The 24,388-nt window shown below is 64.1% G+C and carries 22 protein-coding genes; 17 read left to right on the forward strand and 5 right to left on the reverse strand.

All coding sequences use genetic code 11. The annotated features are described in order from the left end of the window. Positions 1-16: 16 nt before the first annotated feature. Together hemB and yihA are read right to left on the reverse strand one after the other, a co-directional pair. Positions 17-1,015 (reverse strand): porphobilinogen synthase, encoded by a 999-nt coding sequence (gene hemB, locus AWB72_RS24995; protein WP_040050459.1) that lies wholly within the window; start codon positions 1,013-1,015, stop codon positions 17-19. A 259-nt stretch (positions 1,016-1,274) separates the two neighbouring features. Continuing rightward, positions 1,275-1,928 (reverse strand): ribosome biogenesis GTP-binding protein YihA/YsxC, encoded by a 654-nt coding sequence (gene yihA / locus AWB72_RS25000; RefSeq protein ID WP_040050458.1) that lies wholly within the window; start codon positions 1,926-1,928, stop codon positions 1,275-1,277. A gap of 291 nt (positions 1,929-2,219) precedes the next feature. On the opposite strand from yihA, the gene AWB72_RS25005 reads away from it, so the two are divergent. The 5 genes from AWB72_RS25005 to msrQ all read left to right on the forward strand — a co-directional run bounded on the left by AWB72_RS25005 (position 2,220) and on the right by msrQ (position 8,301). Beyond that, positions 2,220-2,906: a c-type cytochrome gene (locus AWB72_RS25005; protein WP_040050457.1), complete on the forward strand. Its 687-nt coding sequence runs from the start codon at positions 2,220-2,222 to the stop codon at positions 2,904-2,906. A 175-nt stretch (positions 2,907-3,081) separates the two neighbouring features. Next, positions 3,082-5,313 carry a cytochrome c biogenesis protein ResB gene (locus tag AWB72_RS25010; RefSeq protein ID WP_040050456.1) on the forward strand — a complete coding sequence of 744 codons (2,232 nt, stop codon included), beginning with the start codon at positions 3,082-3,084 and terminating at the stop codon, positions 5,311-5,313. A gap of 4 nt (positions 5,314-5,317) precedes the next feature. Further along, complete coding sequence (ccsB, locus tag AWB72_RS25015; protein WP_040050455.1) at positions 5,318-6,520, forward strand: c-type cytochrome biogenesis protein CcsB; 1,203 nt, start codon at positions 5,318-5,320, stop codon at positions 6,518-6,520. 126 nt (positions 6,521-6,646) lie between these two features. Further along, positions 6,647-7,636, forward strand: coding sequence for a protein-methionine-sulfoxide reductase catalytic subunit MsrP (gene msrP, locus AWB72_RS25020; RefSeq protein ID WP_040050486.1), 990 nt, complete (start codon positions 6,647-6,649; stop codon positions 7,634-7,636). A 2-nt stretch (positions 7,637-7,638) separates the two neighbouring features. Next, a complete protein-coding gene (gene msrQ / locus AWB72_RS25025) occupies positions 7,639-8,301 on the forward strand; it encodes a protein-methionine-sulfoxide reductase heme-binding subunit MsrQ (RefSeq protein WP_040050454.1) in 663 nt (220 codons plus the stop codon). A gap of 47 nt (positions 8,302-8,348) precedes the next feature. Here the strand turns inward: msrQ and lysA are convergent, their stop codons facing one another. Both lysA and lptM read right to left on the reverse strand, forming a co-directional pair. Then, positions 8,349-9,611 carry a diaminopimelate decarboxylase gene (gene lysA / locus AWB72_RS25030; protein WP_040050453.1) on the reverse strand — a complete coding sequence of 421 codons (1,263 nt, stop codon included), beginning with the start codon at positions 9,609-9,611 and terminating at the stop codon, positions 8,349-8,351. Positions 9,612-9,669: 58 nt separating this feature from the next. After that, on the reverse strand, positions 9,670-9,999 hold the full coding sequence (gene lptM, locus AWB72_RS25035) for an LPS translocon maturation chaperone LptM (protein WP_040050452.1): 330 nt from the start codon (positions 9,997-9,999) through the stop codon (positions 9,670-9,672). 35 nt (positions 10,000-10,034) lie between these two features. On the opposite strand from lptM, the gene cyaY reads away from it, so the two are divergent. Next, a complete protein-coding gene (cyaY, locus tag AWB72_RS25040) occupies positions 10,035-10,352 on the forward strand; it encodes an iron donor protein CyaY (RefSeq protein ID WP_040050451.1) in 318 nt (105 codons plus the stop codon). 23 nt (positions 10,353-10,375) lie between these two features. Here cyaY and AWB72_RS25045 read toward each other — a convergent pair whose 3' ends face one another. Continuing rightward, positions 10,376-12,787, reverse strand: a complete 2,412-nt coding sequence (locus tag AWB72_RS25045; RefSeq protein WP_040050450.1) for a penicillin-binding protein 1A — start codon at positions 12,785-12,787, stop codon at positions 10,376-10,378. Between the two features lie 251 nt (positions 12,788-13,038). On the opposite strand from AWB72_RS25045, the gene pilM reads away from it, so the two are divergent. From pilM to AWB72_RS25100, 11 genes are all read left to right on the forward strand, one after another. Further along, on the forward strand, positions 13,039-14,040 hold the full coding sequence (gene pilM / locus AWB72_RS25050) for a type IV pilus biogenesis protein PilM (RefSeq protein WP_087128809.1): 1,002 nt from the start codon (positions 13,039-13,041) through the stop codon (positions 14,038-14,040). Beyond that, entirely contained in the window at positions 14,037-14,726 is a 690-nt protein-coding gene (locus AWB72_RS25055) for a PilN domain-containing protein (protein WP_084592873.1), read from the forward strand. The genes pilM and AWB72_RS25055 overlap by 4 nt, the downstream gene beginning before the upstream one ends. Then, a complete protein-coding gene (locus tag AWB72_RS25060) occupies positions 14,723-15,604 on the forward strand; it encodes a type 4a pilus biogenesis protein PilO (protein ID WP_040050448.1) in 882 nt (293 codons plus the stop codon). Before AWB72_RS25055 ends, AWB72_RS25060 begins: the two co-directional genes overlap by 4 nt. Positions 15,605-15,630: 26 nt before the next feature. Beyond that, a complete protein-coding gene (locus tag AWB72_RS25065; RefSeq protein WP_040050484.1) occupies positions 15,631-17,109 on the forward strand; it encodes a type IV pilus secretin PilQ in 1,479 nt (492 codons plus the stop codon). An 83-nt stretch (positions 17,110-17,192) separates the two neighbouring features. Further along, positions 17,193-17,744: a shikimate kinase gene (locus tag AWB72_RS25070; RefSeq protein ID WP_040050447.1), complete on the forward strand. Its 552-nt coding sequence runs from the start codon at positions 17,193-17,195 to the stop codon at positions 17,742-17,744. Further along, positions 17,744-18,841: a 3-dehydroquinate synthase gene (gene aroB / locus AWB72_RS25075; protein WP_040050446.1), complete on the forward strand. Its 1,098-nt coding sequence runs from the start codon at positions 17,744-17,746 to the stop codon at positions 18,839-18,841. Before AWB72_RS25070 ends, aroB begins: the two co-directional genes overlap by 1 nt. 47 nt (positions 18,842-18,888) lie before the next feature. Beyond that, positions 18,889-20,103 (forward strand): deoxyguanosinetriphosphate triphosphohydrolase, encoded by a 1,215-nt coding sequence (locus tag AWB72_RS25080; protein ID WP_087128810.1) that lies wholly within the window; start codon positions 18,889-18,891, stop codon positions 20,101-20,103. A 45-nt stretch (positions 20,104-20,148) separates the two neighbouring features. After that, positions 20,149-21,474, forward strand: a complete 1,326-nt coding sequence (ugpB, locus tag AWB72_RS25085; RefSeq protein ID WP_040050444.1) for a sn-glycerol-3-phosphate ABC transporter substrate-binding protein UgpB — start codon at positions 20,149-20,151, stop codon at positions 21,472-21,474. A gap of 69 nt (positions 21,475-21,543) precedes the next feature. Then, complete coding sequence (gene ugpA / locus AWB72_RS25090; RefSeq protein ID WP_040050443.1) at positions 21,544-22,428, forward strand: sn-glycerol-3-phosphate ABC transporter permease UgpA; 885 nt, start codon at positions 21,544-21,546, stop codon at positions 22,426-22,428. Further along, complete coding sequence (ugpE, locus tag AWB72_RS25095; protein WP_040050442.1) at positions 22,425-23,270, forward strand: sn-glycerol-3-phosphate ABC transporter permease UgpE; 846 nt, start codon at positions 22,425-22,427, stop codon at positions 23,268-23,270. The genes ugpA and ugpE overlap by 4 nt, the downstream gene beginning before the upstream one ends. A gap of 18 nt (positions 23,271-23,288) precedes the next feature. Further along, positions 23,289-24,383 carry a sn-glycerol-3-phosphate import ATP-binding protein UgpC gene (locus AWB72_RS25100; protein ID WP_040050441.1) on the forward strand — a complete coding sequence of 365 codons (1,095 nt, stop codon included), beginning with the start codon at positions 23,289-23,291 and terminating at the stop codon, positions 24,381-24,383. Positions 24,384-24,388 lie beyond the last annotated feature (5 nt).

The raw sequence follows: 24,388 nt of genomic DNA on the forward strand, positions 1-24,388 counted from the left end.
ACACGACTAAGAACGCTTACTTCGACGCCCGCAGAATCCGTGCAGCATCCAGCGCGAAGTACGTCAACACGCCGTCCGCGCCCGCGCGCTTGAACGCGAGCAACGCTTCCATCATTGCCTTGTCGTGATCGAGCCAGCCGTTCTGCACGGCGGCCTTGATCATCGCGTATTCGCCGCTGACCTGATACGCGTACGTCGGAAAGCGGAACTCGTCCTTCACGCGCCGCACGATGTCCAGGTACGGCATGCCCGGCTTGACCATCACCATGTCCGCGCCTTCCTCGATGTCCATGCGCACTTCGCGCATGGCTTCGTCGGAATTCGACGGGTCCATCTGATACGTCATCTTGTTGCCCTTGCCGAGATTCGCCGCCGAGCCGACCGCGTCGCGGAACGGGCCGTAGAACGCCGACGCGTACTTGGCCGCGTACGCCATGATGCGCGTATGGATGTGGCCGTCGCTCTCCAGCATTTCGCGGATCGCGCCGATGCGGCCGTCCATCATGTCCGACGGCGCGACGATATCCACGCCCGCTTCGGCCTGCGTGCGCGCCTGATCGACGAGAATCTCGCTGGTTTCGTCGTTCTTCACGTAGCCTTCTTCGTCGAGCACGCCGTCCTGGCCGTGGCTCGTGTACGGATCGAGCGCGACGTCGGTCAGCACGCCGAGCGTCGGGAAGTTCTTCTTCAGCTCGCGCACGGCGCGCGGAATCAGACCTTCGGGATTCGTTGCCTCGCGGCCATCGGGCGTCTTCAGCGACGGTTCGATCGCGGGAAACAGCGACATCACCGGCACGCCGAGTTCGACGCATTGCTCCGCGACCTTCATCAGCAGATCCACGGACGTGCGCTCGACGCCGGGCATCGACGGCACCGATTGACGCACATTCGTGCCTTCGACGATGAAAACCGGGTAGATCAGGTCGTTCGTGGTGAGGATGTTTTCGCGCATCATGCGGCGCGAGAAGTCATCGCGGCGCATGCGGCGCGGACGATGATGGGGATAGAAACTCATGACGTGACTCGATTGGATGTGCTTCGAAGGGGGACCGAAACGTTGCTCCGAGCGCTCAAAGCCATACAGGACAAGGCGGCCCGCGTCTCGAAAACGTTTTGAGACAATGGTATATCATACCGATCGAGCAACGCGCTTGCGCCGCGCTCCCCGCTTCTCCTCCCTGAGCGGGTGCCTGTCGAAATTCGATAAGGCGATTGACCCGCCGTCATGCGGCGGGTTTTTTTATGCCCGCCTGCATCCGCGTTGCCGGGGATTCCTACTCGGCAGCGCCTTCCGATGCCGCTTGCTCGGGCATCAGCCAGCTTTCGATCAGTTCGTGCGCTTCGTCGAGACCCGTGCGCTTGAGCGCCGAAAAGAGCTGCACGCTCAACTCACCGCGATACCCCGCCGCCTTGTATTCGCCAAACGCTTTCTGCGTGGCGCGAAGGGCGTTGGTCATCTCCTGTCGCGTCAATTTGTCGCATTTCGTGAGGAGCGCGTGGATCGGTTTGCCGGTGGGCGCGAACCAGTCGATCATGATGCGATCGAGTTCCGTCAGCGGACGGCGCGAGTCCATCATCAGGATCATGCCGCGCAACTGCGCGCGGCTTTGCAGATAGGTCGACAGCAACTGCTGCCAGTGCGCCTTCGCCGCGCCCGGCACTTCGGCGTAGCCGTAGCCGGGAAGATCGACGAGGTGCGCGACGGGCGCATCCTTCGGCCCGACGGAAAAGTAATTGATGTGCTGCGTGCGGCCCGGCGTCTTACTGGCGAACGCGAGCCGCTTCTGATTGCAAAGGATGTTGATCGCCGTCGACTTGCCCGCGTTCGAGCGTCCCGCAAACGCGATTTCGGGTTGCGGAGTCGGCGGAAGGTCGCGCAGATGATTGACCGTGGTGAAGAAGCGAGATTGATGGAGCAGAAATGACATTGGCGGGCGATCGTGAAAGAGGCGATGACTGAAGCCTTGAGAACCCCGGCAAATACTGGGCATGCCCCGACTGGCGTCTTTGCGTGTAGCGGGTTATTGTACAATACGACGGTTTTTTAAAGATCCCGCAGGGCGTAAGACCCAAGGCCGCAGGCGTCACCCATCAAGGAGCGAGACAGTTTTCGGGGCATCTTTTCGCGCCCTTTCGTTCGGGTATCTTGCGGCATGTCCGGTTGCCGTCGTTTTTTGCAGAACCTCACATTCTCACAAGACGAAAAACAGGGTACGCGAATGAACCGACTGTACAGGTCTCTGGTGGTGCTCAAGGCAGCGGCGGCTTTCGGTTTGAGTGCGGGTTTAGGTGCGGGTCTTGGCGGACTCGCGATATCGGCGAATGCGGCAGAGCCCGCGCAGCCGGCCAAGCCGGATGTGGCGAGAGGGCAGGCCATCGCCACGCAAGTCTGCGCCGCGTGCCATGCGGCGGACGGCAACAGCGCCGGCGCCGCGTTTCCGAAGCTCGCGGGGCAGCACGCGGAATACATCGTCAAGCAACTGAAGGATTACAGAACGCAGCCCGGCGCAAAAGCTCCGGCGCGCAACAATCCGATCATGGCGGGCATTGCGAGCGCGTTGTCGGATCAGGACATGGTGAACGTCGCGGCGTATTTCGCGTCGCAGCAGGCCAAGCCCAACTATGCGCGCGACAAGAACACCGTCGCGCTGGGGCAGAAGGTGTATCGCGGCGGCATTGCGGACAAGGGCGTGCCGGCGTGCGCGGCGTGTCACGGCGCAACGGGGCTGGGTATTCCGGTGCAGTATCCGAGGCTGTCGGGGCAGTGGAGCGACTACACCGTCGCGCAACTGAACGCATTCGCGCAAGGCACGCGCAACAACAGCGAACCGATGCACGCCATCTCTTCGCGCCTGAACGATGCCGAGATGAAAGCGGTCGCGGATTACATCGCCGGATTGCATTAAACGTAGCACGCAGCGTCCAGCGGTTCCCGGCGAAGAAGCGAGAAAGCGGGGAATCGCCCATACTACGATACGAAGCCGGCCCGCAGAGGCAGGCGCGAAAACAAGAAAAGGGTGGGACGTCGGTCGGTCAGACCGTTGGCGTCTCCACCCTTTTTTGCTGTCAGCCGGAGTTTGAATGAGCGTCACCACATCGGGTATGCAGTCGAAGTCGAGCCGCCGCGCCGTCAGGCATTTCGTCGAGCTCGTGAGTTCGATGCGCTTCGCCATCGCCTTGCTGGTCGTGCTGGCGATTGCAAGCATCATCGGGACGGTGCTCACGCAGGAAGACCCGTATCCCAACTACGTCAATCAGTTCGGCCCGTTCTGGGCGGACATCTTCCGCGGCCTGAGCCTCTACACCGTGTATAGCGCGTGGTGGTTCATGCTGATCCTGATCTTCCTCGTGATTTCGGTGTCGCTGTGCGTCGTGCGCAATGGCCCGAAAATGATCGCGGACATCAAGAGCTGGAAGGATCGCGTGCACGAAGGCAGCCTGCGCGCGTTCCATCACAAGGGCGAGTTCGCGGTCGCGGCGGATCGCGCGCAGACGGCCGCGACGCTGGAGCGCCTTAGCGCGAAGATGGGCTACCGCTTCATCCGCCGCGAAACGGACACCGGCGCGACGCTGATCGCGGGCAAGCGCGGCGCGCTCACGAAGATCGGCTATATCTCGGCGCATCTGGCAATCGTCGTCATCTGCATCGGCGGGCTGCTGGACAGCAATCTGCCGATCAAGCTGCAAATGTGGCTCTTCAACAAGACGCCGATCAACACGAACGCCGTCATCAACGACATTCCTCCCGAGCATCGCCTTTCCACGTCGAACCCGACGTTTCGCGGCTATGCGTGGGTGCCGGAAGGGCAGTACGTCGGCACGGCCATTCTGAATCAGCCGGCCGGTTCGATCATTCAGGACCTGCCGTTCTCGATCCAGCTCGACAAATTCATCGTCGATTACTACTCGACCGGCATGCCGAAGCTCTTCGCGAGCGATATCGTCGTGATCGATCACAAGACGGGCAAGCGCATTCCGGCGCGCGTCGAAGTGAACAAGCCGTTCACGTACGACGGCGTGTCGATCTATCAATCGAGCTTTCAGGACGGCGGCTCGAAGCTGGAAATGACCGCCTGGCCGATGGCCGGCGCCAGCGCGAAGACCGCGCCGGTCAACGGGACGATCGGCGGCACCGCGCCCATCGGCGCGCAGTTCGTGGGCGCGAAGGGCGAAACCGTCGAATTCACGGATTTTCGCGCGATCAACGTCGAGAACATGACCGATGGCAGCGGCACGCCGGACGCGCGCGGTGTCGGCAAGAAGGAGACGCTGCGCGATGCGTTCGACGAACGGCTCGGCTCCGGCGCGAAGACCTCGAAACCGACCGATCTGCGCAACGTCGGCCCGTCGGTGCAATACAAGGTGCGCGGCACGGACGGCCAGGCGCGCGAATACAGCAACTACATGCTGCCGGTGGATGTCGGCGGTCAGCGAATGTTTCTCGCCGGCATGCGCGTAAGCCCGAACGATCCGTTTCGCTATCTGCGCATTCCCGCCGACGAGCAAGGCTCCGTCAAGCAGTGGATGGATTTGCGTGCCGCGCTCGCGACGCCCGCGACGCGCGCGGAAGCCGCGCATCGTTTCGCGCTGCGTTCCGTGCCGCAGGCGAACGCCGAGTTGCAGAAGCATCTGGAAGAAAGCGCGATCCGCGTGCTGAATCTCTTCGCCGGCGCCGATGAAACCGGCGCGGCGGCGGCGAATCCGCAGACCATTGGCGGCTTCCAGAGCATCGCGGGGTTCATCGACCACTCGGTGCCGAAGGGCGAGCAGGAAAAAGCGGCGGCCCTCCTGATGCGCATGCTCGAAGGCGCGATGTGGGACGTGTGGCAGATTTCGCGCGAGCAGAACGGCCTGCCCGCCGCGAAGATCGACGAGAAAAACACCGCATTCGTACAAGCGTCGATCAACGCGCTTTCAGACAGTTTTCTGTACGGTTCTCCCGTCTTTCTGCAACTGGACACCTTCAAGCAGGTGCAAGCTTCGGTATTCCAGTTGACGCGCGCGCCGGGTAAAAAAGTGGTGTATCTTGGCAGCCTTCTGCTGGTCATCGGCATCTTCGCGATGTTCTACGTGCGCGAACGCCGGCTCTGGTTCTGGCTCAAAGAGTCAGGACAAGGCGGCGCGAGCGTGCTGATGGCGATGTCCACCGCGCGCCGCACGCTCGACTTCGAAAAGGAGTTCGAGCGCACCCGAGCCGCAGTGGCGGCGGCGCTCGGCGCGTCGCGGCTCGATCCGGCCGCACCGGGCGCGAACGTCGCCGCGTCGCCGCAATCGCAATCCGAGGCTGCCAGCCCGGAAGTTTCATCACGGTAAGATCATGGACCTCACACAGACTTCCTCCCACGCCTCCGCCAAGACGGAACGTCCGGCATCGAGCCTTCCCGATGTCGCCGTGTTCGACGATCGTCCGTTCTTCCGCAGGCTCGGCGCACTCGACTGGCTGTTCGCCCTCGCGATGGTCGCGGGCGCGGGCTTCGCGCTCAACCGCTATCACGCGTACATGGACGTGTACGACATGGCCGTGCTGATCGGCGCCGTGCCGACGTTCGTCGTGCTCGGCTGGCGCTGGAAGCCGGTGCGCCTGCTGATCGCGATGATCGCGGTGCTGGCGTTGTCGTCGATTCAGCTTTATCAGCACGACCTCGCGCGCGCGGACACCAATTTCTTCCTCAAGTACTTCCTGTCGAGCCAGTCCGCGATTCTGTGGATGAGCGCGCTTTTCATCCTCGCGACGCTGTTCTACTGGATCGGCCTCCTGACGCGTTCGCAGACAGGCGGCGCGATCGGTTCGCGCATGACGTGGGTGGCCGTGCTGATGGGCTTCACCGGTCTGATGGTGCGCTGGTACGAGTCGTACATGATCGGCAGCGACGTCGGCCATATTCCGATTTCGAACCTGTATGAAGTGTTCGTGCTGTTCTGCCTGATCACGTCGCTGTTCTACCTGTACTACGAGCAGCATTACGCGACGCGTCAGATGGGCGCGTTCGTGCTGCTCGTGATCAGCGCGGCGGTCGGTTTCCTGATGTGGTATTCGATCGCCCGCGACGCACAGCAGATCCAGCCGCTCGTGCCCGCGCTGCAAAGCTGGTGGATGAAGATCCACGTGCCGGCGAACTTCATCGGCTACGGCAGCTTCGCGCTCTCGGCGATGGTTTCCGTCGCGTATCTCGCGAAGCAGCGCGGCGTGTTCGCGGACCGCCTGCCGTCGCTCGAAGTGCTCGACGACGTCATGTACAAGTCGATCGCCGTCGGCTTCGCGTTCTTCACCATCGCCACCATTTTGGGCGCGTTGTGGGCGGCGGAAGCGTGGGGCGGCTACTGGAGCTGGGATCCGAAGGAAACGTGGGCGCTGATCGTCTGGCTGAACTACGCGGCGTGGCTGCACATGCGGCTGATGAAAGGCTTGCGCGGCGCGGCGGCGGCATGGTGGGCGCTGACGGGCCTCATCGTGACGACGTTCGCGTTTCTCGGCGTCAACATGTTTCTGTCGGGCTTGCACAGTTACGGCAAGCTCTGATCCGGCTGCATCGAAGAGAAAAACCGCCATGCGTCACGCTGGCGGTTTTTTTTCGTTCTAACGTGGAATACGGGCGCGTGTCGTGCTGTTTGCCCTATGACCGTGTTTGCAAAGGGAGTCGTGCTCATGTGGATTAAACGTAATGGCGCGCTTTACGGCGACGATATCGACAGCAGCGAAATCACGCCGCGGCACGTGTTCGAGAACCGCCGGCGCGTGCTGCGCTCGATGGGCGCGCTCGCCGCCACGGGACTCGCCGGCGCGAGCGGTCTCGCCCACGCGACGCTGACATCGCCCGATGCAAAGGGCCAGAAGCTCGCCGCCAAGACCAACCCGGCGTTCGTCGCGTTGGATAAGCCGACGTCGCTCAAGGACATCACCACGTACAACAACTTCTACGAGTTCGGCACCGACAAGAGCGATCCCGCGCAGCACGCGGGCACGCTGCGTCCGCGTCCGTGGAAGGTGTCGGTCGAAGGCGCGATCAAGAATCCGAAGGTGTACGACATCGACGAGATTCTGAAGCTCGCGCCGCTCGAGGAGCGCGTCTACCGGCTGCGCTGCGTCGAAGGCTGGTCGATGGTGATTCCGTGGATCGGCGTCTCGCTGTCGGAGCTGATCAAGCGCGCCGAGCCGACGGGCAACGCGAAGTACGTGCAGTTCATCAGCCTGGCCGATCCGTCGCAGATGCCGGGCCTTTCGACGCCGATTCTCGACTGGCCGTATTCCGAAGGCCTGCGCATGGACGAAGCGATGAATCCGCTCACGCTGCTGACCGTCGGCCTGTACGGCGAAGTGCTGCCGAATCAGAACGGCGCGCCGGTGCGCGTCATCGTGCCGTGGAAATACGGCTTCAAGAGCGCGAAGTCGCTGGTGAAGATCCGCTTCGTCGAAAAGCAGCCGCCGACGAGCTGGAACACGTACGCGCCGAACGAATACGGCTTCTATTCGAACGTGAATCCGAACGTGGATCATCCGCGCTGGAGTCAGGCGACGGAGCGGCGTATCGGCGAGGACGGATTCTTCACGCCCAAGCGCAAGACGCTGATCTTCAACGGATACGGCGATCAGGTCGCGTCGCTCTATCAGGGCATGGACCTCAAGAAAAACTTCTGATCATGCCGACCGCATCCGACATCAAGCGCGCATCCGCCTCCGCCGCCGCGCCGCAGACGCGCAACTGGATCGCGCCCGCCAAGGTGGCCGTCTTCATCGCGATGTTGTATCCGCTCGCGCGCATTATCGTGCTCGGGATGACATCGGGGCTCGGCGCGAACCCGATCGAATTCCTCACGCGCTCGACCGGGCTCTGGACGCTCGTGTATCTCTGCATCACGCTCGCCATCACGCCGGCGCGACGCCTCACCGGCGTGACCGCGCTGCTGCGCTTTCGACGCATGATCGGGCTGTACGCGTTCTTCTTCGCCGTGCTGCATTTCACGACGTACATCTGGTTCGACAAGTGGTTCGACGTGGCCGAAATGCTGAAGGACATCGGCAAGCGGCCGTTCATCACGGTGGGCTTCGCGGCGTTCGTGCTGCTGATTCCGCTCGCGGTCACGTCGCCGAAAGCGATGGTGCGAAAGCTCGGCCGGCGCTGGCAGACGCTGCATCGCACGATTTATCTGATCGCCGTGCTCGCCATCCTCCATTTCTGGTGGATGAAGGCGGGCAAGCACGACTTCGAATTGCCGAAGATCTACGGCGCGATCGTGATCGCGTTGCTCGGCTGGCGTTTGATCGCGTGGCTTCGAACGCGAGCGGCGCGGCGGCGCGCATGAAAAAAGCGATGCCTCGGCATCGCTTTTTCATTGAAGCACAGGAAGCTTCAGTCCGGCAGAACCGATTCCCCGGCAAACAACTGCGGGACCGTTTCGCGCTCGCGCACGACGTGCACGCGGTCGCCGTCCACCATGACTTCGGCGGCGCGCGGACGCGTGTTGTAGTTCGAGCTCATCACGAAGCCATACGCGCCGGCTGAGCAGATGGCGAGCAGATCGCCAGGCTCGACGGCCAGATCGCGGTCGCGCCCGAGCCAGTCGCCGCTTTCGCAGACGGGACCGACGACGTCGTATCGGTGCGCGGCTGCATCGCGCTTCACGACCGGCACGATGCGATGAAACGCCTCGTACATCGCGGGACGCGCGAGATCGTTCATGGCGGCATCGACGATAGCGAAGTTCTTTTCCTCGCCCGGCTTCAGATATTCGACTTGCGTGAGCAGCACGCCCGCATTGCCGACGAGCGATCGCCCCGGCTCGAAATACACTTCGCGCTGACCGTGGCCGCGCTTCTCGACATGCGCGAGCAGCGTGCGCACGAAATCGCCGATATCGGGCGGCGTTTCGTCGTCGTACGTGATGCCGAGACCGCCGCCGACATCCACATGACGAATGCTCATGCCGTCCGCTTCGATCTGCTCGACGAGTTCGAGCAGCTTGTCGAGCGCGTCCAGATACGGGCTGATCTCGGTGATCTGCGAGCCGATATGACAGTCGATGCCGACCACGTCGAGATTCGGCATCGCGTGCGCGGCGCGGTAGGTCGCGCGCGCGTCGCTGAACGCCACGCCGAACTTGTTCGACTTGAGGCCCGTGGAAATATACGGATGCGTCTTCGCGTCGACGTCCGGATTCACGCGCAGCGAAACCGGCGCGCGCTTGCCGAGCGACATCGCCACTTCGTTCAGCGCGTGCAGTTCGGGAATCGATTCGACGTTGAAGCACTTGACGCCGGCTTCGAGCGCTTCGCGCATTTCGGCCGCCGTCTTGCCGACGCCCGAGAACACCGTGTTCGCCGCCTTGCCGCCCGCGGCGAGCACGCGCGCGAGTTCGCCCGACGACACGATATCGAAGCCCGCGCCCAGACGCGCGAACACGTTAAGCACGGCGAGATTGCTGTTCGCCTTCACCGCCACGTGAATGCTCGCGCGGCGGTTCGCGCAGGCATCGGCGTAAGCGCGATAGGCGCGCGTCAGCGCATCGCGGGAATAGACATAGAGCGGCGTGCCGAACTGCTGCGCGAGCGACGCGGCGGAAACGCCTTCGGCGTGCAGCACGCCATCGACATAATGGAAAGCGGAATCACTCATGCGTATGCGTGCGTGGAGTGGAAGCGGGAACGCGCCGAATGGCGCTGGATGCGTGCCGTCAGTCGGCGGACGAGGCCGCTTTCGGTGCGGCGGGTGCCGATTTCAGATCCGTCTCCGGCGCGAGCGAAAGCGGTTCGCCGGAGGTGTCGGGAATGTCGCCGGATGCGCCCGATTCAGCGCGGGCCGAACGTGCGCGCGATGCGGTTTCGTCGCTCGGAGTCACATCGGAAGGCGGCGTATCCTGCAGATTGTCAGGGCGTTGCGGCACGGGAGGCACGACGGGCAGATAAAGCGGACCGCGTTGCCCACAACCGCCGAGCGTGACCGTGGCCGCGGCGCAAACGCTGACAGCCGCTACAATCGCGCTCATCCTGAAAACAACTCGCATGACCGTCCCTGTACATAGAATCGATGGAGTTTAGCATGACAGACCAGGAATACCTGACGTTGGCAGAGGCCGTGCTGACCGCGATCGAGCGCGATGTCGACGCGGCCGAAGCCGATATCGAATTCGAGCGAAGCGGCAATGTCCTGACGCTGGAATTCGAAAATCGCACGAAGGTGATCGTCAACTTGCAGCCGCCGAAGCACGAAATCTGGCTCGCGGCGAAAGCGGGCGGATTCCACTACAAATACGTCGACGGCCAATGGCGCGACACCCGCGACGACAGCGAGTTCTTCGCCACGCTGAGCAAGTATTCGACCGAGCAGGCAGGCGAGCCGATCCGCTTTTCAGCGTGACCGGCTCGTGAGGTCGAGAAGGGTCACTGGCCCTTGAACAGATTCATGATGTCCTGCTTTTCCTGCTCGCCGACATCCGGCGTCGGCGCGGTCACGCCCGACACGCCGCCTTCCTGCGGCGGCGCCTGACTCACGCCGATCGTCGCGACGAAGCCGTGGCCCGGCGTCATGTCGTCGTAGTAAAGCTCGCCGCCGAGCGGTTTGATGTCGGGCGGCATCATCGGCTTGTATTCGGGCACGCCTTGCAGCGCGCGGCTCATGTACTCCATCCAGACGGGCAGCGCGAGACCGCCGCCGGTTTCGCGGTCGCCGAGGCTGCGCGGATTGTCGTAGCCGATCCACGCAATCGCCACGAGCGAACGCTGATAGCCTGCGAACCAGGCGTCGCGGGAATCGTTCGTCGTGCCGGTCTTGCCGGCGAGGTCGCCGCGCTTCAGCTGATTCGTCTTCGCGGCCGTGCCGTGCTGCGCGACGCTCTGCAGCAGGCTGTTCATCACGAACGCATTGCGCGGCGTGATAGCGAGCGGCGCGCTTTCCTGCGCGACGAGCGGCTGCGGATGCGACACCACGGCGCCGCGCGGATCGGTGATATCGGCGATCAGATACGGATTCACGCGATAGCCGCCGTTTGCGAACACCGCGTAGCCCGCCGCCATTTGCAGCGGCGTGACGAGACCCGCGCCGAGCGCCATCGGCAGATAGGCGGGATGACGGTCCGCATCGAACCCGAAACGCGTGATGTACTGCTGTGCGTACTTGGTGCCGATGGTGTTCAGAATGCGGATCGACACCATGTTCTTCGACTTCTGCAGCGCGGTGCGCATGGTCATCGGGCCGTCGAAGCCGCCGCCGTAGTTCTTCGGTTCCCACGCCTGCCCGCCGGTTTCGGCTGCGCTGAAGAAGAGCGGTCCGTCGTTGATGATCGTGGCCGGCGACAAGCCCTTTTCGAGCGACGCCGAATAGATGAACGGCTTGAAGCTCGAACCCGGCTGACGCCACGCCTGCGTGACGTGATTGAACTTGTTCTTGTTGAAGTCGAACCCGCCGACGAGCGCGCGGATCGCACCGTCCTGCGGCACGATCGAAATGAGCGCGCCCTCGACTTGCGGCAGTTGCGTGATGGTCCAGTCGCCGTCGTCGTTCTTGGCGAGGCGCACGATCGCGCCGGGACGAATGCGCTGGTTCGGCTGCGCGCGCGCCGACAGCGCGTTCGCGACGAAACGCAAGTCGCTGCCGCTGATCGTGGCCACGTTCCCGTCGATGAAGCTCGCCTTCACTTCCTTCGGGCTCGCCGACGTGACCACCGCCGCGACGATCTCGCCGTTATCGGGATGCTCGGCGAGCGCGTCGTCGATGGCCTGCTCGCGGTCGTCCGGGTCCTTGGGCAGGTCGATGAAACCCTCCGGCCCGCGATAGCCGTGACGCCGTTCGTAGTCCATCAGCCCTTTGCGCAGCGCGTGATAGGCGGTGTCCTGATCGGCGGAATCGATCGTCGTCACGACGTTCAGGCCGCGCGTGTACGCTTCCTCGCGATATTGCGCGTACATCATCTGCCGCACCATTTCCGCGACGTACTCCGCGTGGACGCTGAACTCGCGCCCTTGTCCCTTCACGATGAGCGGCTGCTTCACCGCCTGCTCGTACTCTTCCTGCGTGATGAAGTTCAGCTCGCGCATGCGCTGAAGAATGTACTCCTGCCGAACCTTCGCGCGTTTCGGATTCACGACCGGGTTATACGCCGACGGCGCTTTCGGCAGACCGGCGAGCATCGCGGCTTCCGCGAGCGAAATGTCCTTCAGGTCCTTGCCGAAATACACGCGCGCCGCGCTCGCGAAACCGTACGCGCGCTGCCCGAGATAGATCTGATTCATGTACACCTCGAGAATCTGATCTTTCGTCAGCGCGCGTTCGATCTTGTACGCGAGCAGCATCTCGTAAATCTTGCGCGTGTAGGTCTTTTCGCTCGACAAAAAGAAATTGCGCGCGACCTGCATGGTGATCGTGCTCGCGCCCTGCGATGCGTGGCCGTTCGACAGCGCGACGGATCCCGCCCGCACGATGCCCATCACATCGACGCCGCCGTGGTCATAGAAACGCGCGTCCTCGATGGCGAGCACCGCTTTCTTCAGGCGATCCGGCACGTCCTGAATGCGCACGACGCTGCGCCGTTCCTCGCCGAATTCGCCGATCAGCACGTGATCCGCCGTGTAGATGCGCAGCGGCACCTTCGGGCGATAGTCGGTCAACGCATCGAGCGATGGCAGGTTCGGCATCGCGACGACGAGCGCGTAGCCGAGCACCAGTCCGGCACAGACGAAGAGCGCGAACACGCTGACGAGAAAACCTAAAAGCAGCCGCGAAAACCACGAGCGCCGAGGCTTTTTCGGGCCTTCGGGCGGCGTGGCAGGCGGATTGGTCGAAGAAGAAGATTGCATAGCACCACCAAAAACAGTCCCGGGATTATAGCCGTCCGGGTTTCAGGAATTTCCTAGGCACTGGGCCTCCGGTCCGGTGCGTCGCGCGTCGTTTTCCACACCATCAAGATACGCGCGATGCCCCGCGAAAACATCGTGTCATCGCTCGCGTTAGCCATTCGGCCGAATGTTCGCCGTGCGCCGCCGTCACGACAATTCCTCCATCGAAAAGCGCGCGAACGGTTCGGCGCGCGAGTGAACGAGGAGCGGTCATGGCAAAGGAAAACACGTTGCGCGGCAAGGTACTGACGGCCACGCGGCGATTCGCGGCGGGCATTGACGTGAGCGAGGACGCGGTGCGGCTCGCGGTGCTCAGCCGGCGGCTGAAACGGGATTCGACGGTGTGCGTCGAGCATCTGGATGCGGTGCCGATTGCGGCGGGCGCGGTCGTAGGCGGCGATTTCGTCGATCGCGCGGCCGTCGTCGCCGCGTTGCGCGAAGCGGTCGGCCGCATGCCGCAAGACGGCGCGTGGCGCGCGCTGCGCTGCTCGATGGGCCTGCCCGCATCGGCAACGCTCACCACGCGCGTCCCGCTCGCGCGGCTGATGGATGCGCGCCACGCGGACATGAGCGCAATCGGCGGCGATCCGTGCGGCTTGCTCGAACCGGCAGTGCTCGCCGAGGCGGAGCGCGTTTCGGGCATGGAGCGCGGCGCGCTCGCGGTGGACTGGTCCGTCGAGACTCGCGAGGACGGCCAGACGCACGTGGCGATCGCCGCGACGGCGCGGCGGCATGTGGAGGCGCGCGTCGAGTCGGCGGCGGCGGCGGGTATCGCGCTCTGTGCGATCGACGGTGAACCGGCCGCGGCGTTGCGCGCGATGCGTCATTCGGGCCGCGTCGAGCTTGGTCCCGACGCGCGTTATCTCGTCTGCTGGCTCGAAGGCGCGGGGCTGCACGGGTGGATCGTCAATGCGGGCGACGTCGAAAGCGAGGGGCGTTATCCCGCGCCGGAGTACGCGAGCGTCGCGGAGGCGTTGCGCGATCTGGCGGGCGAGACCTTGCCGGTCGATTGCGCCTACGTCGGCGGCCAGACGCAGTTGCTGGCGAACGCGGGCTTGCCGCTGCCCGCGCTGGCGAAGATGTTCGGCTGTCCCGCGCTGCCGTTCGAATCGGCGCCGTATTGCAACGGCGCATCCGACATCGACGCCGCGCTGAAACACTCGCCGCTGTTCGCCACCGCGTTCGGGCTTGCGTTGCGCGAGGTGCTGCAATGACCGGCGCGGCCATCGCCGACGGATTCAACCTACTGCCTCACCGTTCGCAGAAGCGCCGCGCATTGCGACGACAGCGCCTCGCGATACTCGCCGCCGCGAGTCTTGCGGGATGCGCGGCTGTCGGCGGCGTCGTCGGCTGGGACGCGTTCGCGCGGATGCGTCTCGATGACCGGCGCATCGCGCTCGAAGCGACGTTGCGCACATCGAGCGCGGCGATCGACGAGCACGCGCGGCTTCTTCATGCCGAGGCCGAGCGACGCCGCGCGCGTGAGGCCGCGCAACCGCTCGTCGCGCCGCGCGACCGCTTTCTCGCGCTGCTGGACGTGCTCGCCGATGCGCCGCCCCGCACGGAAGTCGTCTTGCAGCGGGTTTCGCAGCGTGCCGATGAAGTCGAGCTTTCCGCGCTCGCGCCCGATTCGCAGACGGCGTCGCGCTGGCTCAAGCGTCTGGAGGACTTGCGCGGCGTGCAGTCGGTGGAGGTCGTCGAGATGAAGCGGCACTTGGAAGTCTCGCCGTCCGCTAAACGCGATGCGGCGGCGCCGTCCATCGACCGATACGAATTCACCGCGCTCGTGCGTTACGGGGCGGGCGAGCGCGAGACGGCTGTTGTGCCGGCGAAGGTGTCGGCGAACGGCAAGACGCGCGACAGCCAAACGACTTCCGCAACGAAAGGGAACACGCAATGAACACCATCACGATGACTTTGCCCGCGCGTTCGCGTTCGCCCGCGCGTATTCGCCAGTCGATTCTCCGGCCGCTCCACGAGTGGTCGGCGCGACGCACCGCGCTGACGGCGCTCGTGCTGTTCGCGGCCGTCTTCGCGCTCGGCCTGCAAGCCTGGCTCGCTTCGGGCCTGAGTCAGCGCGATGCCGCCCAAAACGCGCTCGCCGCGACCCAGCGCAAGGCCGCCGATGCGCACACGATCGTCGTGCAATTGCCGGAACTGCGGGCGCGCGTCGCGGCCGGAAGCCTGACGCCCGTGACGTGGACCGCCGCCGATGCGCTTCACGCCGTGGCCGCGCTCGCCGCGCAAAGCGGACTGCGCGTGACGGAAATCGAGCCGCAATCGGCCAAAGGCGGCACGCGGCCAGCGACGCAGCCCGCGTCCGAGCGCGCGCTCACGCTTCGCGCGGAAGGCGCATTTCCCGAGATCCGCCGCTTCCTCGAAGCGCTCGCCGGCCTGCCGCGTCTGGTCGTGCCGGAAGCCGTGCAGATCAAGCGTCAGCCCGGCGCGTTGACGATCGACGCGACCCTGCGCATCCACGAAACGCTGCCCGCCGTTGCGCTGGCCGCGCCCGCGCGCACGGACGCGTTCGTCGTCGATCCGTTCGGCACGGACGGCGCAAGCGGCCTGGCGCGCGACGCGGGCATGCTGCTCGTCGGCACCATGGTCGAACGCCGTCGCGCGATGGCGCTCGTGCAGAGCGCGAAGGACATCGAACATTACGAACCGGGGCAGAAGATCGGCGACGAGCGGCTGCAAAGCGTCCAGCCGCGCGTGATACAGCTCGCGAGCGCCGATGGCGCATCGCGCACGCTAACGTTCGCGGAGGATCGCAAGTGAGCAAGGTGCTTCGCATCATCCGGACGATGAGCGTGGCGGCGATCATCGTCGCGCGCGCGGCAATGGCGGCCGAAACCGACGATGCACCGGTCGCGCCGTTTCCGCCGCTGCCCGCATCGCTCGATACGCTCCCGACCGATCAATTCGCGATCGATACGACCGTGCCGCCGGTATCGCCGACGCCGTCCGCATCACAAACGGCAAGCGCGGAGAAGCCCGCGCCGGACACCGCCGAGCCGCTCGAAGGTCCGCCCGTGCCGCTGCCGGAACTCGAACGCCTGAGCGGTTCGAAGAACGACGACGGCAAGCCCATCACCCTCGACCTGAAAAACGCCGACCTGAGCGCCGCGTTGCAAGCGTTCGCGCGCTTCACCGGCCTCAACATCATCGCGAGCGAAAAGGTGCGCGGGCAGGTGTCGATCAACCTCGTCGCCGTGCCGTGGCGGCGCGCGTTCGATACGCTCCTCGAAGTCAACGGCCTCGCGATGGAGCAGCACGGCAACGTGATCTGGGTCGCGCCGCTCGCCGAACTCGCCGCGCGCGAAAAGCTGCGCTACGAGGCGCACGCCCGTGCGGCGGACCTCGAACCGCTCGCGAGCCGCACGTTCACGCTGCGCTATCCGCGCGCAGAGGATGTGCGCAAGCTGCTGACGGGTTCCGGCACCCAGCGCGTGCTGTCCAAGCGCGGCTCCGCCATGGCCGATGCGCGCACCAATCTGCTCTTCGTCACCGATCTCGATGCACGCGTGCGGCAGATCGCGGATCTGATCGCATCCATCGACAAGCCGACGCCGCAGGTGATGATCGAGGCGCGGATCGTCGAGGGCGAGACCGGGCTGTCGCGCAATCTCGGCGTGAAGCTGGGCGTCGCGCCGACGGGCGATTCGGCGCGCGGCGTCGCGGGCGGCAAGGACGGCGTGGTATACGATCTCTCGGCGCGTCCGCTCAACGGCTTCGACGCCGCGACCGCCGGACTCACGCTGTTCGCCGCGCAAGCCACGCGGCTGCTCGATATCGAACTCAGCGCGCTCGAAGCCGAAGGGCGGGGACAGATCGTTTCGCGGCCGCGCGTCGTGACGGCGGATCGCGCGAAGGCGGTCGTCGAGCAGGGCACCGAGCTGCCGTATCAGGCGAAGGTCGGCAATGGCGTGTCGGGCGTGCAGTTTCGGCGCGCTGCGCTCAAACTGGAGGTCGAGCCGCAAATCACGCCGCACGGGCACGTCATTCTCGATCTGGACGTGGCGAAAGACAGCGTCGGTGAGCAGACGGCGGCGGGGCCGGCCATCAACACGAAGCATGTGCAGACGCGCGTGGAAGTGGAGGACGGCGGGACGGTGGCGATCGGCGGTATCTATTCAGAGGACGAACATGTCGATGTCACCGGCGTGCCGGGCCTCTCGAAGCTGCCGCTGATCGGCTGGCTCTTTCGTCACGATGCGCGGCGCAAGTCGCACAGCGAGCTGGTCATCCTGATCACGCCGCATGTGGTGGCAGCAAAGGGATGAGGCCGCCCGCGCGACTCGACAAAGCGGGCAGTTTGCCCTTAAGCTGCCGCACGAACAAATTGCATATTGTCAAAGGATCAAGGTTGCAGGAAGGGCACGCGAACGCGAACATCTTTTTCGTCGGACTCATGGGGGCGGGTAAAACCACCGTGGGCCGCGCGGTTGCGCGCCGCTTGCAGCGCTCGTTCATCGATTCCGATCTGGAGATCGAAGCGCGCACCGGCGCGCGCATCCCCGTGATCTGGGAGCTGGAAGGCGAGGCGGGTTTCCGGCAGCGCGAGGCCAATGTCATCGACGAGCTGTCGCAGAAGAGCGGCATCGTGCTCGCGACGGGCGGCGGCGCGGTGCTGCGATCCGATAATCGCGAACATCTGAAGAATCGCGGCATCGTCATTTATCTGCGCGCGAATCCTCACGATCTCTGGCAGCGCACGCGCCGCGACAAGAACCGGCCGCTGCTGCAAACGGAAGATCCGCGCGGCAAGCTCGAAGCGCTGTTTCAGACGCGCGATCCGCTCTATCACGAGTGCGCGCATTTCGTCGTCGAGACCGGGCGGCCGACCGTCAACGCGCTCGTCAACATGGTCCTGATGCAACTGGAGGTGGCCGGCGTCGTCAAGTCGGCTGAGTCATAATGTCCGCCATGATTACCCCAACGATCACCGTCAACGTCGAACTGGGCGAGCGCGCCTATCCCATTCATATCGGTGCGGGGCTGATCGGCCGCACGGAGCTTTTTGCGCCGCATATCAAGGGCGCGTCGGTGGCCATCGTCACCAATTCCACGGTCGATCCGCTCTATGGCGACGCACTCCGCGCCGCGCTCGAACCGCTCGGCAAGAAAGTGACGACCGTCGTGCTGCCGGACGGCGAAGCGCACAAGAACTGGGAAACGCTCAACACCATCTTCGATGCGTTGCTCACCGATCGCGCCGATCGCAAGACGACGCTGATCGCGCTGGGCGGCGGCGTCGTCGGCGACATGACCGGCTTCGCGGCCGCGTGCTACATGCGCGGCGTGCCGTTCATCCAGGTGCCGACCACGCTGCTCGCGCAAGTGGATTCGTCGGTCGGCGGCAAGACGGGCATCAATCATCCGCTCGGCAAGAACATGATCGGCGCGTTCTATCAGCCGCAGGCCGTCATCGCGGATATCGGCGCGCTGCACACGCTGCCCGAGCGCGAACTGGCGGCGGGCATCGCGGAAGTCATCAAGACAGGCGCAATTGCCGATGCCGAATTCTTCGACTGGATCGAAGCGAACATCGGCGCGCTCAATTCCCGCGACGAAAGCGCGCTCGCGCATGCGGTCAAGCGTTCGTGCGAGATCAAGGCGTCGGTCGTGGCGTCGGACGAACGGGAAGGCGGGCAGCGCGCCATCCTCAATTTCGGTCACACGTTCGGTCACGCGATCGAAGCCGGACTCGGCTACGGCGAATGGCTGCACGGCGAAGCGGTCGGTTGCGGCATGGTCATGGCGGCGGATCTTTCCGTGCGCCTCGGCAAGCTCGACGACGCCGCGCGCCGGCGGCTCGTGCGCGTGATCGAGGCGGCGAAGCTGCCGGTCGTCGGCCCGAAGCTGGGCGACGATCGCTACGTCGACCTGATGAAAGTCGACAAGAAAGCCGAAGCCGGCGAGATCAAATTCATTCTGCTGACCCGCTTCGGCGCGACCGAAATAACGAGTGCGCCGGATCAGGCGGTGCGCGCGACGCTCGCAGCCAGCGTCTGACCGATCAATCACGCAGCAGCCGGAACCACGACGATGCGGAGCAGCCGGTGAGCGAAACAGAAGCCGAATTCGGAGCGCCGTCGCAACTGGCGCTCGAAGCCCATCTTGCGCCGTATGCGGCGCGTTCTTCGACATCGCGCGGTCGCCGGTATGCGGAAGCGCCGCCTGCCGCGCGCACGGAGTTCCAGCGCGACCGCGACCGCATCGTGCATTCGACGGCTTTTCGCCGGCTCGAATACAAGACGCAGGTCTTCGTCAATCACGAAGGCGACCTCTTTCGCACGCGTCTCACGCATAGCCTCGAAGTCGCGCAGATCGCCCGTTCGGTCGCGCGCAATCTGCGGCTCAATGAAGACCTGGTCGAAGCGATATCGCTCGCGCACGATCTCGGCCATACGCCTTTCGGCCACGCCGGGCAGGATGCGCTGCACGAATGCATGCGCGATCACGGCGGCTTCGAACACAATCTGCAGAGCCTCGCCGTCGTTGATCAGCTCGAAGAGCATTACGGCGCGTTCGACGGCCTCAATCTGTGCTTCGAAACGCGTGAAGGCATTCTCAAACATTGCTCGCGCGAAAATGCGCGCAAGCTCGGCGACCTCGGCGAGCGTTTTCTCACCGGCAAGCAGCCGTCGCTCGAAGCACAGATCGCGAACGTCGCGGATGAAATCGCGTATAACAATCACGATGTCGACGACGGCCTTCGCTCGGGCCTGCTCACGCTCGACCAGCTCTCCGAAGTCAGTCTGTGGCACACGCACTTCGACGCGGCGCGCGCGGAGTTTCCGGACATCGAAGGGCGCAGGCTCATTCACGAGACCATCCGCCGCATCATCAACACGCTGATCGTCGATCTGATCGAGACGACGAGCCGCAATCTCGCGCGCGTCGCGCCCGCTTCCATCGACGACGTGCGCAATGCGCCGACGCTCGTCGCGCATAGCGATGAAGTCGCCGCGCAAGCCGCCGCGCTCAAGCGCTTTCTCTTCAAGAACCTCTACCGCCATTACCGCGTCATGCGCATGGCCAACAAGGCGAAGCGCGTCGTGACCGGTCTCTTCGACGCCTTCACCGACGACCCGCGCCTGTTGCCGCCGGCTTATCAGGCGCGTCTCGCCGTGGCGGAGGTATCGGCGAACGACGCCGCCGCGCCCGGCCATGACAGCACGCAGGCGCGGCTCATCGCGCATTACATCGCGGGAATGACGGACCGTTACGCACTGAAGGAATACCAACGTCTGTTTGTCATCGACAACAACTAGGATCGCGCTTTTCCACGCGCGAATCCGCAATAAGGAGACTCATCGATGAAATGCACGCCCTCGTTCCGTTCGATTTCGGCTGCGGCCATTCTGGCTTTCGGCGCCAGCACCGCGGCCCACGCCGCGACGGAAATCCAGTTCTGGCACGCCATGGAAGCCGCCCTCGGCGAGCGCGTGAACGACATTGCGAAGGACTTCAACGCGTCGCAGAGCGATTACACGATCGTCCCGGTCTTCAAGGGCACCTATGATCAGACGCTGGCGGCGGGCATCGCGGCGTATCGCAGCGGCAACGCGCCCGCGATCCTGCAAGTTTACGAAGTCGGCACCGCGACGATGATGCAGGCGAAGAAGGCCGTGCTCCCGGTCTCCGACGTGTTCAAGCAGGCGGGCGTGCCGCTCGACGAAAAGGCGTTCGTGCCGACCATCGCCGGCTACTACAGCGACGCGAAGACCGGCCATCTCATCTCGATGCCCTTCAACAGTTCCACGCCCGTCCTCTATTACAACAAGGAGGCGTTCAAGAAGGCCGGCCTCGATCCTAACCAGCCGCCGAAGACCTGGGCCGATGTCGAAGCCGACGCGAAGAAGCTGAAGGCGGCGGGCTATTCGTGCGGGTATTCGTCGGGCTGGCAAAGCTGGATTCAGCTCGAGAACTACAGCGCGTGGCACGCGGCGCCGTTCGCGTCGAAGAACAATGGCTTCGACGGACTCGACGCGAAACTCGAGTTCAACAAGCCGCTGCAGGTCGCGCATATCCAGTTCCTGCAGAAGATGGCGAAGGAAGGCACGTTCACCTACGTGGGCCGCAAGGACGAGCCGGTCTCGAAGTTCTATAGCGGCGACTGCGGAATCATCACGAACTCGTCGGGCTCGCGCGCGACCATCCAGAAGTACGCGAAGTTCGATTATGGCGTCGGCATGATGCCTTACGACGCGAGCGTGAAGGGCGCGCCGCAGAACGCGATCATCGGCGGCGCGAGTCTGTGGGTGCTGTCGGGCAAGGACCCGGCCGTGTACAAGGGCGTCGCGAAGTTCCTCGCGTATCTGGCGTCGCCCCAAGTCGCGGCGAAGTGGCATCAGGACACGGGTTATCTGCCCGTGACCACCGCCGCTTACGAACTCACGCAAAAGCAGGGCTTCTACGACAAGAACCCCGGCGCGGACATCGCCATCAAGCAGATGCTGAACAAGCCGCCGCTCGCCTACACGAAGGGCCTGCGTCTCGGCAACATGCCGCAGATTCGCACCATCGTCGATGAAGAGCTGGAGCAGGTCTGGGCCGACAAGAAGACGCCGCAACAGGCGCTCGATTCTTCCGTGCAGCGCGGCGACGAACTGCTGCGCCGCTTCGAGAAGAGCGGCGGTTAAGCCGCGTCGAACGCCAACCTAAAGGCATGCGCCCGCGCCAAAATCGCGGGCGCCGTTCAGGACATACCGATGGAAAAACGGTCTCGTTTCGACACGAGCGTGTTGCCGTATCTGCTCGTCGCGCCGCAGCTCGCGATCACCGCGCTCTTCTTTCTCTGGCCCGCGGGCGTCGCGCTCTGGCAGGCGACGCAAAGCCAGGACGCCTTCGGCACGTCGAGCGAATTCGTCGGTCTCGCGAACTTCCGGCAGCTTTTCGCGGACCCGCTGTATCTGTCGTCGTTCAGTACGACGATGATCTTCTGCGCGCTCGTCACCGTGTCCGGCCTCGCGATTTCGCTGCTGCTCGCCGCGTGCGCGGATCGCGTGACGCGCGGCGCGAAGGCGTACCAGACGCTTTTGATCTGGCCGTATGCCGTCGCGCCCGCGATCGCGGCGGTGCTGTGGTCGTTCCTGTTCAATCCGAGCATCGGGCTCGTGACGTATGCGCTCGCGAAGCAGGGCGTCGTGTGGAATCACGCGCTCAACGGCACGCAGGCGATGTTTCTCGTGGTGCTCGCCTCCGTCTGGAAGCAGGTCAGCTATAACTTCCTGTTCTTCTACGCCGGCTTGCAGGCGATTCCGCAATCGCTGATCGAAGCCGCCGCCATCGACGGCGCCGGTCCCGTGCGACGCTTCTTCGGCATCGCGCTGCCGCTCTTGTCGCCAACGAGCTTCTTCCTGCTGGTCGTCAATCTCGTCTACGCGTTCTTCGATACCTTCCCCGTCATCGATGCCGCCACCGGCGGCGGCCCCGCGCAATCGACCAAGACGCTCATCTACAAGATCTTCGCGGAAGGCTTCCAGGGACTCGACATCGGCAGCTCGGGCGCGCAGTCGGTCGTGCTGATGGTGATCGTCATCGCGCTGACCATCGTGCAATTCCGCTTCGTCGAACGCAGGGTGCAATATTCATGATCGAAAACCGTCGCGGCTTCGATATCTTCTGTCACGCGGTGCTGATTCTCGGCGTCGCGCTGATCGTCTTTCCGGTGTACGTCGCGTTCTGCGCGGCCTCGATGAACGCGAAAGAAGTGTTCAGCGTCCCGCTTTCGCTGATCCCGAGCACGCATCTCTTCGAGAACATCGCGCATATATGGAGCTACGGCAGCGGCAATGCGGCCGCGCCGTTCGGGCGCATGCTCGTCAACAGCCTCGTGATGGCGCTCGTGATTGCCATCGGCAAGATCGCGGTGTCGATCATCTCGGCGTATGCCATCGTCTTCTTCCGTTTCCCGATGAAGAACCTCGCGTTCTGGCTGATCTTCATCACGCTGATGCTGCCCGTCGAAGTGCGCATCTTTCCGACGGTGCAAGTCGTATCGTCGATGCATCTCGTCAACACGTACGCCGGCCTCACGCTGCCGCTGATCGCATCCGCGACGGCGACGTTCCTCTTCCGCCAGTTCTTCATGACGCTGCCCGACGAGCTGATGGAAGCGGCGCGCATCGACGGCGCGGGGCCGCTGCGCTTTTTCTGGGACGTGGTGCTGCCGCTCTCGAAGACGAACATCGCGGCGCTATTCGTCATTACCTTTATCTACGGCTGGAACCAGTACCTCTGGCCGATTCTCATCACCAATCAGCAGTCGCTGCAAACGGCGGTGGTCGGCATCAAGAGCATGATCGCCTCGGGCGATACCGCGACCGAATGGCATCTCGTGATGACTGCGACGCTGCTCGCGATGCTGCCGCCGCTCGTCGTCGTGCTGACGATGCAGCGCTGGTTCGTGCGCGGTCTCGTGGACGCGGAAAAGTAAAAGGGAGAGCGGGGATCAATGGCTGCGCTGACACTCAAAGGCGTCAAGAAGACTTACGACGGCACGCAATTCGTGCTGCACGGCATCGATGTAGCCGTCAACGACGGCGAGTTCGTCGTGATGGTGGGACCGTCCGGCTGCGGCAAGTCGACGCTTCTGCGCATGGTCGCGGGGCTCGAAAGCGTGTCGGAAGGCACGATCGAGATCGGCGGCAAGGTCGTGAACAAGCTGGAACCGAAAGATCGCGATATCGCGATGGTCTTTCAGAATTACGCACTTTATCCGCACATGAGCGTCGCGCAGAATATGGCTTATGCGCTCAAGATCGGCGGTGTGGATCGCGGGACAATCGAGAGCCGCGTGGCGAACGCCGCGCGCATTCTGGAACTGGAGCATCTGCTCGCGCGCAAGCCGCGCGAGTTGTCGGGCGGGCAGCGGCAGCGCGTCGCAATGGGACGCGCCATCGTGCGCGAACCGGCCGTGTTTCTGTTCGACGAACCGCTGTCGAATCTGGATGCGAAACTGCGCGTGCAAATGCGCCTTGAGATTCAGCGGCTGCACGCGCGTCTCGCGACCACGAGCCTGTACGTCACGCACGACCAGATCGAGGCCATGACGCTCGCGCAGCGTGTCATCGTGATGAACAAGGGCCACGCGGAGCAGATCGGCGCGCCGACCGACGTGTACGAGCGCCCGGCAACCGTGTTCGTGGCGAGCTTTATCGGATCGCCGGCCATGAATCTGCTCGAAGGCCGCCTGTCCGAAGACGGTTCGGTGTTCGAAGTAGCGGGCGGCGGGCCGAAGCTGCCGGTCGCGGGCGCGGGCAACGTGAGCCATGCCGGCAGCGCGATGAACGGGCGCGAGTGGATCGTCGGCATTCGGCCGGAGCACATGACGCCCGGCAACAGCGAGGCCGCGCAAGCCGTGCTCGAAGTCGATTCGGCGGAACTGCTCGGCGCGGACAATCTCGCGCACGGCAAGTGGGGCAAGCATGACGTGGCGGCGCGCCTGCCGCATGCGCATCGGCCGGTGCGCGGCGAGAAGCTGGTTGTATCGGTGCCGGCGCAGCATCTGCATTTTTTCGATCCGGCCACCGGGCTGCGCGCGAACTGAAGGAG

The sequence above is a fragment of the Caballeronia concitans genome (genome assembly GCF_001544615.1).
In the GTDB taxonomy this organism is placed as follows: Bacteria; Pseudomonadota; Gammaproteobacteria; order Burkholderiales; family Burkholderiaceae; genus Caballeronia; species Caballeronia concitans.